This is a genomic window from Sediminibacterium sp. (assembly GCF_051861365.1).
Lineage (GTDB): Bacteria > Bacteroidota > Bacteroidia > Chitinophagales > Chitinophagaceae > Sediminibacterium.
Genome location: NZ_JBHYCW010000009.1, coordinates 54,049 through 68,681 on the forward strand (window position 1 = coordinate 54,049; position 14,633 = coordinate 68,681).

General features: G+C 38.0%; 19 protein-coding genes. 16 read left to right on the top strand and 3 right to left on the bottom strand.

The features are described 5' to 3' along the window. Positions 1-108: 108 nt before the first annotated feature. The 9 genes from ACTIEV_RS05860 to ACTIEV_RS05900 all read left to right on the top strand — a co-directional run bounded on the left by ACTIEV_RS05860 (position 109) and on the right by ACTIEV_RS05900 (position 5,989). Positions 109-390, top strand: coding sequence for a 2TM domain-containing protein (locus tag ACTIEV_RS05860; protein ID WP_322195562.1), 282 nt, complete (start codon positions 109-111; stop codon positions 388-390). Positions 391-470: 80 nt separating this feature from the next. Beyond that, positions 471-1,097 carry a hypothetical protein gene (locus ACTIEV_RS05865; RefSeq protein WP_322195561.1) on the top strand — a complete coding sequence of 209 codons (627 nt, stop codon included), beginning with the start codon at positions 471-473 and terminating at the stop codon, positions 1,095-1,097. 51 nt (positions 1,098-1,148) lie between these two features. Further along, entirely contained in the window at positions 1,149-1,826 is a 678-nt protein-coding gene (locus tag ACTIEV_RS05870) for a hypothetical protein (RefSeq protein ID WP_322195560.1), read from the top strand. Further along, positions 1,813-2,424: a hypothetical protein gene (locus tag ACTIEV_RS05875; RefSeq protein WP_322195559.1), complete on the top strand. Its 612-nt coding sequence runs from the start codon at positions 1,813-1,815 to the stop codon at positions 2,422-2,424. The genes ACTIEV_RS05870 and ACTIEV_RS05875 overlap by 14 nt, the downstream gene beginning before the upstream one ends. 3 nt (positions 2,425-2,427) lie before the next feature. After that, positions 2,428-3,114, top strand: coding sequence for a hypothetical protein (locus ACTIEV_RS05880; RefSeq protein ID WP_322195558.1), 687 nt, complete (start codon positions 2,428-2,430; stop codon positions 3,112-3,114). Further along, positions 3,107-3,400 (top strand): winged helix-turn-helix domain-containing protein, encoded by a 294-nt coding sequence (locus ACTIEV_RS05885; protein ID WP_178886937.1) that lies wholly within the window; start codon positions 3,107-3,109, stop codon positions 3,398-3,400. The genes ACTIEV_RS05880 and ACTIEV_RS05885 overlap by 8 nt, the downstream gene beginning before the upstream one ends. 91 nt (positions 3,401-3,491) lie before the next feature. Next, the gene (locus ACTIEV_RS05890) at positions 3,492-4,424 is read left to right on the top strand and encodes an ABC transporter ATP-binding protein (RefSeq protein WP_439516241.1); all 933 of its coding nucleotides are present in this window, start codon (positions 3,492-3,494) and stop codon (positions 4,422-4,424) included. Then, positions 4,408-5,283, top strand: coding sequence for an ABC transporter permease (locus ACTIEV_RS05895; protein ID WP_322195556.1), 876 nt, complete (start codon positions 4,408-4,410; stop codon positions 5,281-5,283). The genes ACTIEV_RS05890 and ACTIEV_RS05895 overlap by 17 nt, the downstream gene beginning before the upstream one ends. Positions 5,284-5,293: 10 nt before the next feature. Beyond that, positions 5,294-5,989, top strand: coding sequence for a LolA family protein (locus ACTIEV_RS05900; RefSeq protein WP_322195555.1), 696 nt, complete (start codon positions 5,294-5,296; stop codon positions 5,987-5,989). On the opposite strand, the gene ACTIEV_RS05905 is transcribed toward ACTIEV_RS05900, so the two are convergent. Beyond that, positions 5,990-6,859, bottom strand: a complete 870-nt coding sequence (locus tag ACTIEV_RS05905; protein WP_322195554.1) for an aldose 1-epimerase family protein — start codon at positions 6,857-6,859, stop codon at positions 5,990-5,992. It abuts the gene before it with no gap. A gap of 3 nt (positions 6,860-6,862) precedes the next feature. Next, positions 6,863-7,954 (bottom strand): 4-hydroxythreonine-4-phosphate dehydrogenase PdxA, encoded by a 1,092-nt coding sequence (gene pdxA, locus ACTIEV_RS05910; RefSeq protein ID WP_439516242.1) that lies wholly within the window; start codon positions 7,952-7,954, stop codon positions 6,863-6,865. Positions 7,955-8,034: 80 nt separating this feature from the next. Here pdxA and rsmA point away from each other — a divergent pair, with 80 nt between their 5' ends. The 7 genes from rsmA (at position 8,035) to ACTIEV_RS05945 (ending at position 13,847) form a co-directional block, all read left to right on the top strand. After that, positions 8,035-8,835, top strand: a complete 801-nt coding sequence (gene rsmA, locus ACTIEV_RS05915) for a 16S rRNA (adenine(1518)-N(6)/adenine(1519)-N(6))-dimethyltransferase RsmA (RefSeq protein ID WP_322195552.1) — start codon at positions 8,035-8,037, stop codon at positions 8,833-8,835. A 22-nt stretch (positions 8,836-8,857) separates the two neighbouring features. After that, entirely contained in the window at positions 8,858-9,793 is a 936-nt protein-coding gene (locus tag ACTIEV_RS05920; RefSeq protein WP_322195551.1) for an NAD(P)-dependent oxidoreductase, read from the top strand. A 217-nt stretch (positions 9,794-10,010) separates the two neighbouring features. Next, the gene (gene greA / locus ACTIEV_RS05925) at positions 10,011-10,487 is read left to right on the top strand and encodes a transcription elongation factor GreA (RefSeq protein WP_250687400.1); all 477 of its coding nucleotides are present in this window, start codon (positions 10,011-10,013) and stop codon (positions 10,485-10,487) included. Between the two features lie 69 nt (positions 10,488-10,556). Further along, positions 10,557-10,946, top strand: a complete 390-nt coding sequence (locus ACTIEV_RS05930; protein WP_322195549.1) for an HIT family protein — start codon at positions 10,557-10,559, stop codon at positions 10,944-10,946. A 174-nt stretch (positions 10,947-11,120) separates the two neighbouring features. Next, a complete protein-coding gene (locus ACTIEV_RS05935) occupies positions 11,121-12,440 on the top strand; it encodes an MFS transporter (RefSeq protein ID WP_439516243.1) in 1,320 nt (439 codons plus the stop codon). A gap of 3 nt (positions 12,441-12,443) precedes the next feature. Further along, on the top strand, positions 12,444-13,313 hold the full coding sequence (locus ACTIEV_RS05940) for an MBL fold metallo-hydrolase (RefSeq protein WP_322196243.1): 870 nt from the start codon (positions 12,444-12,446) through the stop codon (positions 13,311-13,313). A 153-nt stretch (positions 13,314-13,466) separates the two neighbouring features. Further along, positions 13,467-13,847, top strand: a complete 381-nt coding sequence (locus ACTIEV_RS05945; RefSeq protein WP_178886925.1) for a hypothetical protein — start codon at positions 13,467-13,469, stop codon at positions 13,845-13,847. On the opposite strand, the gene ACTIEV_RS05950 is transcribed toward ACTIEV_RS05945, so the two are convergent. After that, on the bottom strand, positions 13,837-14,631 hold the full coding sequence (locus ACTIEV_RS05950) for a DUF3108 domain-containing protein (RefSeq protein ID WP_322196241.1): 795 nt from the start codon (positions 14,629-14,631) through the stop codon (positions 13,837-13,839). The two genes, ACTIEV_RS05945 and ACTIEV_RS05950, sit on opposite strands and share 11 nt — an antisense overlap. Positions 14,632-14,633: the final 2 nt, after the last annotated feature.

The window sequence follows — 14,633 nt, forward strand, 5'->3', positions numbered from 1 at the left end:
AAAAGTCAAAATTGAAAAGTCAAAAAGATCTCCGAAGGAGTCCTTCGGACAAGAAATCATAAATCAAAGATCAAGAAATCAAAAAATCTAAAAATCAAACTTAATAAAATGAACAACGAACAACGCGATGAGCAACTTTGGCAGATGGCAAAAGCCAGAGCCGGATTCAAATGGAGTCTATTCAGCTATCTGATGGTAAATGCTTTTTTAATAGGAGTCTGGTTTTTTACATCAGGAATCGACTCATACTTCTGGCCCATCTGGGTGATGTTAGGATGGGGTGTTGGATTGGCTTTCCAATATTTTCATGCTTATCATGGCACCAAATTTTTAACGGCTGCGGAAGAGTATGAGAAGTTGAAGGAGCAAGAGGAAAGAAGTCAAAAGTGAAAAGTCAAAAGTCAAAAATAAAATCTCCGCAGGAGTCTTTCGGATAAAAAATCATAAATCAAGAAATCAAACTTTAAACCATGAAACAAATCATCATCATTTTATCCATGTTCATTACCGGACATCTTACTGCGCAAACAAGGTATGAAGCCGGTATGCAAAAGGGATTGGAACAATTTAGTGCAGCTAAGACAGCAGAAGATATGGCTGCGGCTTCAGCATTTTTTGAGCGTATTGCTGATGCTGAGAAAGACAAGTGGCTACCTTATTATTATGCAGCTTATGCCAATCATCTAACGGGTTGGATGAATCCAAAAGCTGATAAAGATAAAGTAGCAGAAAAAAGTAAAGACCTGTTAAGTAAAGCAGAAGTATTGGAAAGAAATGCAGATACGTATTGTATGCGTCAGATGATTGCGATCCAGCAATTAACGGTAGATGGTATGACACGTTACCAAACCTATGGAGCTATCGCAGCGCAAGCTATTGAAGATGCAAAGAAAGCTGACGCCAACAATCCTAGAATTTATCTGGTCGAAGCCCAATACATGATCAATGTACCCACAGCTTTTGGCGGTGGTAAAGCAGTAGCTAAGAAATTGGTAGAAAAATCTTTGGAGCTGTATGATACTTATAAGCCAGCTTCTGCTTTTCATCCTATATGGGGAAAGGATCAGGCAACTAAATTGTTAGCTGCATGTCAGTAAATTTCTGACGAATACACACAAAACAAAATGGTGATCCAATAACTTTAAAAAATGGAGCAGCTATTCACCCCTTTATTGATACTCCATATTTTGGGAGGTAGTACCGGATTAATTGCCGGCACTATCGCCGCATCAGTAAAAAAAGGGTCTAAACCTCATTTATTATCAGGAAAAATATTTTTCTGGGGAATGTTCATTGCATCATTCAGTGCATTGATCTTAAGCTGGGTTCCCGGACATGAAAGTCTTTTCCTTTTTGCGGTAGGTGGTTTTACACTGTATATGATCTTAAGTGGTTATCAAATTGTACTATTGAAAAGAAAATCTAAACAGCAAGAACAAAGTTTTTCACCCATCGATTATTTGATCACTCTATTTGGTTTTTCATTTGCTTTTTTTTTATTGATCCAGTCGGTCAAAGGTCTATTGCACGGAAACACATTCAGTATTGTGCCAGGTGTATTCGGATTAATATGTATGAGCTATGTTCTTTTAGATATCAGATTGTTGACTGGGAATGTAACTGTTAAACAATCTTGGATGTACAATCATATCGTAAGAATGATGGGAGCCATGATTGCTTCCTATACAGCATTCTTGGTGGTGAATGTGCAGATTGATATGCAATGGGTATTATGGCTACTCCCTTCTGTTATCGGTAGTATCTTTATTACGGTATTCCTAAGAAAATATACGAGACCCAAAAACAATACTTATGTCAAACATTGATTACCAAAATGATCAGGAAAAGTCGTTCTCTCCGGAAGAGAGTTTACAACTGATCCAAACCATGATCCGAAAAACAAAGGATTCGGTAGCAGTTGATAGTTTCTACCTGCTATTTTGGGGATGGTTGGTGTTTATTTGTTGTATCGTTGAATATGTTTTAATGATTTATTTTAAATACCCCTATCATAGTTTTGTTTGGTGGGCAATGCCTATTGGAGGGATCATTTCAGGCATATACAGTTCAAGACAAGCCAAAAAACAAAAGTCAGTTACTTATATTGAAGAGGCATTGGGTTATCTGTGGATTGCTATTGGTATTTCCTTTTTTGTAATGGTGTTCATCAATGTAACTTCTGAAGCATGGAATACTGCATTTACTTATTATATCCTGATGTATGCAATCGGAACCTTTGTAAGTGGTAGACTTATACGCTTCAAGCCTTTAGTAATCGGTGGAATTTTGAATTTTATCATCGCCGCTGTTTCCATAAAGTTTAATTTCGCGGGTCAGTTACTCATGGGGGCATTGGCTATTTTGATCAGTTATATCATACCCGGACATTTATTACGCATCCGATACAACACCAAAAAGAATTAATCCATGGCAGACGATAAAAAAATGACCGAACAGGAGAGTCTTGACCTGATCACGAATATGATCCAAAAGGCCAAAGGCAGCTATCATGAAACCGGTATTGGTTCTCTGTTGTGGGGAACAGTTGTTACCATTGCATCTGTGGTGACGTATTTTCAGCGTACCTATGATTTCTATATTGGTTTTGATATTTGGTTACTGGTATTAGGAGCCATTATTCCTCAAATCATTATTTCCATTCAGGAAAAGAAATCGAATAAAGTAAAAAAGTATGAGGACGATGCCTTGAACGCTATTTGGCTAGTATTCGGTATTACAATTTTTGGTTTGAATGCCTACCAAATGATCGTTCCTGATGTTACAGATAAATTCATTCAACTGGAAGGATGGCAACTGACCAAACATTACCTGGATAATACAAAGCCCGATGAGCCTATAAATACATTTACACCTAGTATCTACTCTTTATTTATACTCATTTATGCACTTCCAACATTGGTAACCGGCATGGTAAAAAAATTTAAACCCATGTTATATGGGGCATTGATTACCTATGGTTTATTCATTTGGTCTTGTTTTACCATTACTGAATATGACTTTTTATTAGGAGGAGCTGCTGCATTGATTTGCTGGTTTATCCCGGGAGTCATTTTAAGAAGAAAATATCTAGCCCAACAGCAAGCGAATGTTTAAAGAGCTCGATCCCATATTACATTCTCAGTTACGGCTGGCAGTCGTGAGCCTGCTCATTGGCGTGAAAGAAGCTGAATTTACTTTTATCCGTGAGAAGACCAATGCAACTGCCGGGAATCTGAGCGTACAAGTACAAAAGCTCAAAGAAGCAGGTTATATTGAGGTGACCAAGCAATTCAAAGACAATTACCCTCAAACTACCTGTAAAATAACGCCTAAAGGTATTGAGGCTTTTGAAGCTTATGTTCAGGCGCTACAGCAATACCTTCAAGTAGGGAAAGAATAGCGCTTTTCTTTCATTTTTCACATTTCTCCAACGGAGTCCTAAGGACACTTTTCACCTTCTATGAACTTACTCCGTACCTTCGATGTTATACATGGAAATGCAGGAAATTATACAAGTAAAAGGTCTTACAAAGTCTTTCAAAAACCTCACAGCAGTTAATGATCTTTCTTTTTCAGTTCGAGAAGGGGATGTTTATGGATTTTTGGGTCAAAATGGTGCCGGGAAAAGTACAACCATCCGAATGTTGCTAACACTGATAGAACCTACCGCCGGATCTATCGATTTATTTGGTCTCTCTTTGAATTCATATCGAACCGAAATTCTTCGACAAGTAGGGGCAGTGATCGAGAAGCCGGATGTTTATAAATACCTCAGTGCCATTGATAACCTTCAACTGTTTGCCCGATTAAGTGGGTTGAAACCTACACATCTACAGTTGATGCAACAGCTAGAAATGGTAGGTCTGGCATCCAGGGCAAAAGATATCGTGAAGACCTTCTCTCAGGGGATGAAACAAAGATTGGGAATTGCAGTAGCATTGATACATAACCCTAAATTGATCATTCTTGATGAACCTACAAATGGACTAGACCCACAAGGGATTGCTGATATCAGAAATCTGATCAGACACTTGAGTAAAGATTTGAATAAAACCATTCTTGTTTCATCACACCTATTGAATGAAATAGAACAAATTGCTACAAGGGTATTGATTATTGATAAAGGGAAAAAACTCGTAGAAGGTTCTGCTGCAGAATTATTTGATCCTGCTCAAACCTTGATCGAATTGGAAACATTAGATAACGAATCAGCATTTAATAAACTAGTACAAAGCAATTGGAAACAAGCACTTCAGCCAAGAAGGGCAAGTACAATTTTAATTAAGCTTCATCGTGATCATATCCCGAATTTGCATCGAGATTTGGTAGCGCTAGATATTCCCGTTTTATCCTTACAACCCAGACATTCATTAGAAGACTTTTTCTTACAGGTAACTTCCGGTCAATATGCGAACACTCATTAATATAGAGCTTTATAAAATTTTTAAAAGACCACGCACATATATTGCATTTGCAGCTATTACTGCATTGATTGTGATGATTCAGTTTGGACTGAAAGTAGATGGAAAGACTTATGTGGACTTCATGCTCAATGATCTTGGATCTACACTTCAAATTGAAGGCAACATATTGAATGGATACTTGGTATGTTATGTGATGTTGCAATTATTATTAGTGCATGTGCCTCTGTTGATTGCATTGATCGCTGCCGATATGATATCAGGTGAAGCCAATATGGGAACTTTGCGTGTTTTGTTATCCAAGCCATATAGTAGAACCCAATTCATGCTGGCTAAATTTATTGCATCTACTATTTACACACTTCTTTTATTGGTATGGCTGGCATTCCTAGCTTTATTTGTAAGCATGTGGGTATTTGGAACGGATGATATGTTTTTAATGAAGAGCAGTTATGTGGTATTATTAAAAGAGAATGATGTATTCTGGCGTTATATCGGTGCATTCGGATTTGCAGCATTGGCTATGACAACAGTAGCAGCACTGGGTTTTTTCTTATCCGTATTTGCCGAAAATTCGATTGGTCCTATTGTGGCTACTATGAGTGTGATCATCTTTTTTACCATACTTAGTACCATGAATATTCCGATATTTAATCTGGTGAAACCATATCTGTTCACCACACATATGATCGGCTGGAAAGAATTTTTTGATATTCAAGTAACAGATGCCAATGAAGCCATTGTAGGTAGTATCCAATATCCGGAAAGAATCATTAACTCCTCAATTGTACTATTGATTCACATCATTTTATTTGTAGCTGCAGCCATTGTCGTATTCAAGAAAAAAGATGTTTTAAGTTAAAAATAAGTCTATGCGAACTTTTATCATACTCCTTTTCACTTTTCATTTTTCAACCTTCACTTCCTCTGCTCAGGATATGACCCCACTTGTGATGAAAGTAAAAGCAAAGCTTGATCAGGTAAATGATTATGAAGCAGATGGCAAAATGAAAACAGATGTGGCTTTTATCAAAGCACCGGTAGGGAAAGTGAAAATTTATTTTAAAAAACCTAATAAGTTTCGTTTGCGAAAAGACGGGGGTATTTCACTGTTACCTAAAGGAGGAGTCTCTGTAAATATGAGTTCAATTGTTACGACTGATGAATTTGTTGCGCTAGCAGCCGGAGAAGCCGTGGTAGCGGGGACCAAAACAAAAGTTGTAAAGATGCTTCCCGTAAATGAAAATAGTGATGTTGTATTAACAACTATGTACATTGATGAAGCCAATCTCTTGGTCAGAAAGGCAGTAACCACTACCAAAGAAAATGGCACTTATGAAATTGAAATGACCTATGGTAAATTTTCAAATTTTGGGTTGCCGGATAAAGTGACTTTTAGCTTCAATACTAAAAATTATAAACTGCCTAAAGGACTCACATTGGAATTCGACGACAATGAAAAACCACTCACAGAGGAACAAAAATTAAAAAATAAAAAAGGAAGGGTTGAGATTGTGTATACCAACTATATCATCAATAAAGGAATTGCGGATACTATTTTTAAATAATTAAAATACCTCGATCGCCCAACTTCTATTCATCATTGTTTTGGGAGCGATTGGATGAATACCTTCTTTTGTTGTAAGATCACCATTGGTCGTAACTGCATCCGCTATACCACACCAGGGTTCAATACAAACAAAATCTGCATCCTTAGTACTCCAGATACCCATGAAAGGAAAATTTGCGTAGGAAACTTTAATTCCATGTGGGTGTTTATCTGAAAGAATTGAAATGCTATTGGATTGTAGTGATTTAAAAACCAATGCATCGCCATAAAATAAAGACTTACGCAGTGCAATGGTGTCTTCTTGTAGAAAAAAATCGGTTGGGGTACTTAGTAATAGACCTTCATCAGACAATGGCCAAATAGGCGCCGTCTCTTTCTGTTCAAATTGTAAGTAGTAATCCTCAAAAGAAGTATCAGCAAGCAATGGAACAGCAAACGCAGGATGAGCACCCACCGAGCAATACAGTTCTTCATCTCCAATATTTTCTATCTGATAACTTACTTTCACCTGATGGGCGATCAATTGATAGTTGATCGAGAAAATAAAATCGAAAGGATAGATAGCTTTTGTCTCATCATCTGATTTCAATGAAAAAGTTATCGCATCATCAGTTTGTTTACTCATGGTAAAAACCCGGTCTCTGGCAAAACCATGTCTACCCATTGCATACTCTTTTCCTTTAAATGTATAGCGATTGTTTTTTAGTCCGCCAACAATGGGAAATAGTACCGGACTTTTCTTCCCCCAAAATGCAGGATTTCCAGACCACAGGTATTCGATACCTGTATCTTTTCTATAAATACTTTGTAATTCTGCTCCCTTGGAGCTGATCACAATACTTACATGGTCATTGGATAATTCGTACATGTATTATTCGGTTTCTTCGATACGCTCATCCACCGCATTGGCAAACATTCTTGCGCTCATTTTTCGAAGCGGATTTTGTCTCATTTCAGTAAAACCAAGTCTCATACGAATGATCTCAATACAAGTAAATGTAGCAGCCAAAAATGAACTGTGATCTGCTTTTCCTTTTCCGGCAATATCAAATGCAGTTCCATGATCCGGGCTGGTTCTAACGGCATTCAATCCGGCAGTATAGTTAACGCCTTCCCCAATGGCCAGTGATTTGAATGGAATCAATCCTTGGTCGTGGTACATGGCAAGAACCGCGTCAAATCTTTCATGCTGACCTCGTGCAAAGAAAGCATCAGCACTGTAAGGACCAAAAACCATCATCTGGTGCTTGGCTTCTTTGATCGCGGGTTTAATGATATTTTCTTCTTCACTGCCAATCAATCCTTCGTCACCTGCATGTGGATTCAATCCTAACACAGCAATCTTGGGTTTATCAATACCAAAATCCTTTTGCAGACTGGCGTGCATGATTTTCAATTTACTGATAATATTCTCCTTGGTAATATGTTTAGCGACATCAGATACGGTAACATGTTCTGTCAATAAACCGATACGCATATTATCAGCTACCATAAACATCAGTACATCATTCACACCGAATAATTCTTTCAAAAAAGGCGTATGACCTGTATGATGAAAATCAGCCGATTGAATATTTTTTTTATGGATAGGGGCGGTAACCAACCCATGAATATGACCGTCCTTTAAAGCTTGTGCAGCTTCTTTCAACGACAGAAGACCATATTTCCCGCCGGTATCGTTTAACTGACCCGGTGTTATAGCCACTTCCTCTTCCCAGCAATTATAAATATTGACTTGTTTAGGATTGAGTCTGCTAAAATCTCTTCCACTGGCATAGTTGAAATTAATTTCCGGTAAGCTTTTTCGATAGAAGTTGATGCTTTTATTACTGGCAAATACCACCGGGGTGCAGAAATCCAATAGACGATGGTCTCCCAGTGTCTTCAGTATCAATTCAATTCCAATCCCATTCAAATCCCCACATGAGAAACCAATCACCGGCTTTTGCATTTCATTACTCATCAGTATAGCTTTAGGGTATAAAAATACGACTTTAGTCCATAGTCCATGGACCATAGTGTATAGATGATCAACTATGTGCCATGAACTATGGACTATCAGCCAAGATACTGCCTACCTTTGCTCTAATGGAATACACCCTCAAAAAATCACTTGGACAGCATTTTCTGAAAGATGAGTCTGTGTGTGAGCGTATTGTTGCTTCCTTGCAGCAGGATACTTTTTCTCAATTAGTAGAAGTAGGACCGGGTGGTGGTGCACTTACTAAGTACTTATTGAAGATTCCGGATATTGATTTTAAAGCGGTAGAGTTGGATGACGAAAAAGTAGTATACCTCGAAAAAACATTCCCGGCTATTCAAGGAAAAATCATTCATCAGAGTATTCTGGATATTTCAGTGCCTTTTACGGATCAGTTTACAGTGGTGGGAAATTTTCCTTACAATATTTCCTCGCAGATATTGTTTCGTATACTGGAATGGAAAGAAAAAGTTCCGGTCATGATCGGTATGTTTCAGAAAGAAGTGGCAGAGAGAGTAGTTTCAGCGTCAGGAACTAAAGACTATGGTATTTTGAGTGTATTGATACAAGCATTTTATGAGGTTGAATACTTGTTTGATGTACCTCCTGAATCATTCAATCCCCCACCCAAGGTCATGAGTGGTGTGATTAAACTGAAAAGAAGAACTGCTTTTGAACCGATGAAATCTGAGCGTAGTTTTTTTGTATTGGTCAAAGCGGCATTCAATCAAAGAAGAAAAATGTTGAGAAACCCTTTAAAAGGCATGTTCGATACGGAAACCTTACAAGAAGCAATTTTCACAAAACGTGCAGAACAACTATCTGTGGCAGATTTTGCAGCGCTCACTTATAAAATGAAGTAATAGTCATAAATAGAACAAATATATGTCGGGTTCAAAAGTTATTATTACTGCAGGAGCACATCCTTACCTGTTAGAAAGACTTGAAAAGGCAGGCTATTACTGTGTATATGAACCTTTGATCAGTTATGATGAACTCAAAGAAACGATAGTAGATGCGGCTGGATTAATAGTAACCACTAGATTGAAAATAGACAAACAAATCATTGATGCTGCAACTTCTCTTCAATGGATTGGCAGATTAGGAAGTGGGATGGAATTAATAGATGTTGCTTATGCTACTAAAAAAGGTATTCGTTGTGAAAGTAGTCCGGAAGGAAACCGTAATGCAGTCGCTGAACATGCATTAGGGATGTTATTGAATCTTATGAATAAGATCAATAGCAGTAGTCGTGAGGTAGCAGGCGGGCAATGGATACGTGATGCGAATAGAGGTGATGAGCTAACAGGTAAAACCGTTGGTATTATCGGGTTTGGTAATACCGGACAAGCATTTGCAAAACTACTTTCGGCTTTTGATGTTACCATTTTGGCATTGGATAAGTATAAATCTGGTTTCGGTAACGGTTATATCAAAGAAGCTTCTCTTGAGCAGATACAACGATATGCTGATGTAGTGAGTCTTCATCTGCCATTAACAGAGGAAACTTTTCACTATGCAAACGAATCATTCTTTAGCAATTTTCAAAAACAACCCTACTTTTTAACTACCTGCAGAGGAAAAGTGACTGACACAAAAGCGCTAATCAAAGCATTACAAAGTAATCATATAAAAGCTGCAGGACTAGATGTGTTAGAAAATGAAAAACTCGAAACGTTTACACCAGTAGAAAAAGCTGATTTGGATTGGTTGCTATCACAGACTAATGTGATTGTTACTCCCCATATTGCCGGATATAGTCATGAAGCGTTTTACCGGATGGCAAAAGTGGTATTGGATAAATTAGGTATAGGTAATTAAATTGTCTCGTATGCTTTTATGGCCCTAGAAATTATATATCATTTTGATATACAGATAGTTAGGGGTGTACTTTGAGGAAAATGCCTTCTTTTTTGATCTTTAATAAAAACACATAAAAGAATCGTTGATTCTGAAGAATTTTTTACTTTTGAATATCTGTGCAACGCTGCAATCAAATGTGGCGTTGTATTTTTTTACCCTTTTTAAACGAAAGTGTATGAGCGAGAGTACTATGTATGTTACCAAGGAGACATTTGACAAAATGCGTGAAGAGCTGCAGAAAATGAAATCAGTGGATCGTCCTGCTGCCTCGAGAGCCATTGCAGAAGCCCGTGAGAAAGGTGATTTAAAGGAGAATGCAGAATATGATGCTGCCAAGGAAGCACAAGGTATGCTGGAAGCCAAAATCAAACAGTTAGAAGGTGCGATTGCCAATGCCAAGATTATTGATACCAGTGATATTGATACGAGCAAAGTAACCATCCTAACCAAGGTAACCATCACCAATTTGGCCACAAAAAAAACAGTGACTTATCAAATTGTTGGTGAAAAAGAAGCAGATCTGAAAGCAGGAAAGATCTCAGCAGGCTCACCCATTGGTAAAGGGTTGATGGGTAAAGCAAGGGGTGAAGTGGCAGAAGTACAAGCACCCACCGGGATTATCAAATTCAAAATTGAAGACATTACCGTCTAATCACATGTAAGCATGTTGAAATGATGCATCTTTTTCATTTCAACATGCTTTTCAAGTAACCTCTTTTCTATGACTATTTTCTCAAAGATCATTGCAGGAGAGATTCCTTCATACAAAATTGCTGAAAACGAACACTTTTTTGCCTTTCTGGATATTTTTCCATTAGCAGAAGGTCATGTACTCGTTGTTCCTAAACAGGAAACCGATCGTTTCTTTGATTTAGATGAACATTATTTATCTGAAATATTACTCTTTGCAAAACCCATTGCGAAAGCTATTGAAAAAGCATTCCCATGTAATCGTTGTGGCATGAGTGTGGTAGGCCTGGAAGTGCCACATGCACATGTACATCTCATTCCCATCAATACCGCAGATGATCTCAATTTCACACGCGAAAAATTAAAATTATCACCCGAACAGCTCAAACGAGTGCAGGAGAAGATACTTGCTGCTTTGTAAAACAAGTGAAAAGTGTCCATAGGGCTCCTTTGGAGAAAGTTCAAAGGTGAAAAGCATATTTCCTACCATGGACTATGGACTATTAGCTATGGTCCATGGTCGATAGTCCATAGCCCATGGCAGAGAACTTTCTCTATCACTTTCCCCTTATCTTTAAGAACCAAAACCCTCCACATGCAAACAACTGCATCCAAAAGAGTCATTAATGGCTGGGCCATGTATGACTGGGCAAATAGTGTATATAATCTGGTGATCACTTCAACTATTTTTCCTGCTTATTTTGAAGCTGTTACCGGCGACGGCAATGATGCTACTTCTAATGATACCGTTCGCTTATTTGGCAGAGAGTTTGTCAATACCTCGCTGTACAATTATGCATTAGGCGTTGCCTTTATCATTGTAGCCATAATGTCGCCCATGTTGTCATCGATTGCTGACTTCAAAGGGAACAAGAAAAAGTTTTTGTTCTTTTTCTGTACACTGGGAAGTATTGCTTGTAGTGCATTATTCTTTTATGACAGCAGCAATCTTGCCTATGGATTGATATGTATGATTATTGCCTGTATCGGTTATTGGAGTAGTTTGGTTTTTTATAATTCATTTCTTCCCGAGATCGCAGCACCTGCAGACCAGGATAAAGTGAGTGCGAAAGGTTTTGCAATGGGATATACGGGTAGTGTGATTTTGCAGATCATCTGCTTTGTATTTGTATTGATGCCCGATACATTTGGTATTACTACGGGCAAAGCTTCACAAATCTCTTTTTTACTTGTAGGTATTTGGTGGTGGGGATTTGGACAATTGGCATTGAGCCGTCTACCCCAAAGTTCGCCTGCCGGACAACCCTCTGCAAAAGGAAGTGTTTTTACGCATGGTTATAAAGAACTCAATAAAGTATGGAAGCAACTGACACATCTTCCGGTCTTGAAGCGTTATCTCGCAGCATTTTTCTTTTACAATATGGGTGTTCAAACGGTGATGCTTGCTGCAACTTTATATGGTAAAAGTGAATTGAATATTCCTACGCAGAATCTCATTATTGCGATATTAATTATTCAGTTAGTAGCGATACCCGGGGCTTATACCATTGCTAAACTTTCAGATAAATTGGGGAATTTCCGTGCACTGATGGTAACAGTTTCTTTGTGGATCATACTTTGTATCATCGGCTATTTACTACCTCGTGACGGCGTGAATGAGTTCTATGCTTTAGCTGTGTTGGTAGGTTTTGTAATGGGGGGTATTCAATCGCTCAGCAGAAGTACGTATGCGAAACTGATGCCTGAGACAAAAGACACAACTTCTTTCTTTAGTTTTTATGATGTAACAGAGAAGATAGCTATTGTGATTGGTATGTTTAGTTTCGGATATATCAATGAATACACCGGTTCACAACGTAATTCGGTATTGGCGTTGGTTGTTTTCTTTGTGATTGGATTGATATTACTCACCTTTGCCTCAGCTACAAAACATAAACAAGGAAAAGTAAACTGATCTATGGAATTGTATTCGATCAATAGCGGCAATTTTAAATTGGATGGAGGTGCGATGTTTGGTGTTGTGCCTAAAAGCATGTGGAATAAATTGAATCCAGCAGACGAAAATAATATGTGTTCCTGGGCGATGCGATGTTTATTGGTTGAAGATGGCAATAAACTGATATTGATCGATAATGGAATGGGTGATAAACAAGATGCCAAATTCTTTGGTCATTATTACCTACATGGTGATGATACATTAGACAAATCACTGGCACATTACGGTTTTCATAGAGATGATATCACCGATGTTTTTCTTACCCATCTTCACTTTGATCATTGCGGTGGTAGTATTGTTCGAGAGGGAGATCGGCTGGTTCCGGCATTTAAAAATGCCGTTTATTGGAGTAATGAACGCCATTGGAACTGGGCAGTAAAACCCAATGATCGAGAAAAAGCTTCTTTTCTTAAAGAGAATATTTTACCCATACAAGAAAGCGGACAATTACGCTTGGTGGAAAGTCCGGTCACCGGTTTTCAAGAAGATGGTCGTTTGCACAGTGTCGATCTTTTTAATCATTTTTCGGTACGATTTGTGAACGGTCATACGGAAAAAATGATGTTACCGCAGATCCAATACAAAGGACATACCCTTGTATATATGGCTGATCTCTTGCCTTCAGCAGCTCATTTGCCCATTCCTTATGTGATGGCGTATGACATGTTCCCTTTAACAACACTACACGAGAAAAAGAATTTTCTACAGGAGGCAGTGGAAAACAACTACATATTATATTTCGAACACGATTATCAGAATGAATGCTGCACTTTACAGCTTACAGAAAAAGGGGTTCGTGTAGCTGAAACCTTTTCCCTCAGTACCTTGTAATTTTTATGGTTTGTAGTAAAACGCCTGATTTTTTCGACAAAAAATCCCCGTGAAAAAACGGCATAAAATCGGTGTTTTCCAGACACTTATTCTAATTGTTTCATATTAAGTTTACACTTGAATCCTAGCTTTAACAAGCAATTTTAAAATCCAATGTCCAAAAACCAAGTAGTAGGATGTCCGAGCTGCGGGAGTCGGATATCTTTCAGGCAATTTATTTTGCTCAACAATTTTTCCGCTATCAACTGCGATACCTGCCATGCCAGAGTCGAGATATCCAATCGTGATGGCAATGCAGTTATCGCAGCTGTTTCTGGAGTTATCTCTGCAGCCACTATTGTTTTTGGGGCTTACATTGGCAAGCAGAATTACAATTCTTTTGGATGGGGACTGGCAGCCGGTATCGGACTAGCAACCTTATTTGTGGTTGTGATTTGTCGCATACTCTACAAAAGATCGCAGTTGCATCAAAATGTGAATACGCGTCCGATGCACTATCGTGCTACAGAAAACTCTATTGCGATTAACGGTTGAAGCTAATCATAGAGCTCAAAGGATATCGTAGATTTCTGTATTGCATCATATCTACTTTCACACTTCCCACTACAATCGGACTTTCAATTCTTAAAGGAATATGATTGGGGTCATCACTTACCCACACTGTCATTTTTTCTCCTCCTTCAAACAATGTTCCTTTTACCAATAGTGGTTTGAATTTAATAGCCCTGAATTTTCCGTATTTGGTTTTGATGGTTTCCTTACCTAGGTATTTGATGTATAGATTATATACTTCATTATCCAGAAACATAGAGAAAGGTATTTTCTCTTCCGGTTTGTATTTACTAAAATCAATATTTCTGGCATAATAGATGGAACTCAAGACATCCTGTATACAACCCGGAACTTTGAAAACACCATCAGTGGTTACTGCTGTGTTATTCTCTTGGTTAAAAGTGATGTTCTCAAATTTTTTAAAATCACCCTCTTCTATATTCCGAATGAATTTCAAAGGTTGAAGATTCGCAGTATCAATATAGCTTTCATACCTATCACGAACTTTAAAGATCCAATCATAACTCGGATTGGAGCTTCCTTTGCCTACGATATGATAGGCTGTTCGGTTATTCATCCTATTCAACGATACTGAGAAATTAGCAGTTCCTGCATTTACATACAATCCGATCACAGAATAGAATACATTATAAGAAATACTTTCTCCTTCTTCAAATGCCCTGTTTCTAATGCCGCAAAATTCATCACCAGCTGAAATTGGCTGAAATGCAAATAACCAGCTAGCCATCAATAAAAACTTCTTCATAT

Excerpts from the sequence above, each read along its gene's own strand:
- ACTIEV_RS05860 (WP_322195562.1), top strand. The coding sequence starts at position 109 with ATGAACAACGAACAACGCGATGAGCAACTTTGGCAGATGGCAAAAGCC.
- ACTIEV_RS05865 (WP_322195561.1), top strand. The coding sequence starts at position 471 with ATGAAACAAATCATCATCATTTTATCCATGTTCATTACCGGACATCTT.
- ACTIEV_RS05870 (WP_322195560.1), top strand. The coding sequence starts at position 1,149 with ATGGAGCAGCTATTCACCCCTTTATTGATACTCCATATTTTGGGAGGT.
- ACTIEV_RS05875 (WP_322195559.1), top strand. The coding sequence starts at position 1,813 with ATGTCAAACATTGATTACCAAAATGATCAGGAAAAGTCGTTCTCTCCG.
- ACTIEV_RS05880 (WP_322195558.1), top strand. The coding sequence starts at position 2,428 with ATGGCAGACGATAAAAAAATGACCGAACAGGAGAGTCTTGACCTGATC.
- ACTIEV_RS05885 (WP_178886937.1), top strand. The coding sequence starts at position 3,107 with ATGTTTAAAGAGCTCGATCCCATATTACATTCTCAGTTACGGCTGGCA.
- ACTIEV_RS05890 (WP_439516241.1), top strand. The coding sequence starts at position 3,492 with ATGGAAATGCAGGAAATTATACAAGTAAAAGGTCTTACAAAGTCTTTC.
- ACTIEV_RS05895 (WP_322195556.1), top strand. The coding sequence starts at position 4,408 with ATGCGAACACTCATTAATATAGAGCTTTATAAAATTTTTAAAAGACCA.
- ACTIEV_RS05900 (WP_322195555.1), top strand. The coding sequence starts at position 5,294 with ATGCGAACTTTTATCATACTCCTTTTCACTTTTCATTTTTCAACCTTC.
- ACTIEV_RS05905 (WP_322195554.1), bottom strand. The coding sequence starts at position 6,859 with ATGTACGAATTATCCAATGACCATGTAAGTATTGTGATCAGCTCCAAG.
- pdxA (WP_439516242.1), bottom strand. The coding sequence starts at position 7,954 with ATGAGTAATGAAATGCAAAAGCCGGTGATTGGTTTCTCATGTGGGGAT.
- rsmA (WP_322195552.1), top strand. The coding sequence starts at position 8,035 with ATGAACTATGGACTATCAGCCAAGATACTGCCTACCTTTGCTCTAATG.
- ACTIEV_RS05920 (WP_322195551.1), top strand. The coding sequence starts at position 8,858 with ATGTCGGGTTCAAAAGTTATTATTACTGCAGGAGCACATCCTTACCTG.
- greA (WP_250687400.1), top strand. The coding sequence starts at position 10,011 with ATGAGCGAGAGTACTATGTATGTTACCAAGGAGACATTTGACAAAATG.
- ACTIEV_RS05930 (WP_322195549.1), top strand. The coding sequence starts at position 10,557 with ATGACTATTTTCTCAAAGATCATTGCAGGAGAGATTCCTTCATACAAA.
- ACTIEV_RS05935 (WP_439516243.1), top strand. The coding sequence starts at position 11,121 with ATGCAAACAACTGCATCCAAAAGAGTCATTAATGGCTGGGCCATGTAT.
- ACTIEV_RS05940 (WP_322196243.1), top strand. The coding sequence starts at position 12,444 with ATGGAATTGTATTCGATCAATAGCGGCAATTTTAAATTGGATGGAGGT.
- ACTIEV_RS05945 (WP_178886925.1), top strand. The coding sequence starts at position 13,467 with ATGTCCAAAAACCAAGTAGTAGGATGTCCGAGCTGCGGGAGTCGGATA.
- ACTIEV_RS05950 (WP_322196241.1), bottom strand. The coding sequence starts at position 14,631 with ATGAAGAAGTTTTTATTGATGGCTAGCTGGTTATTTGCATTTCAGCCA.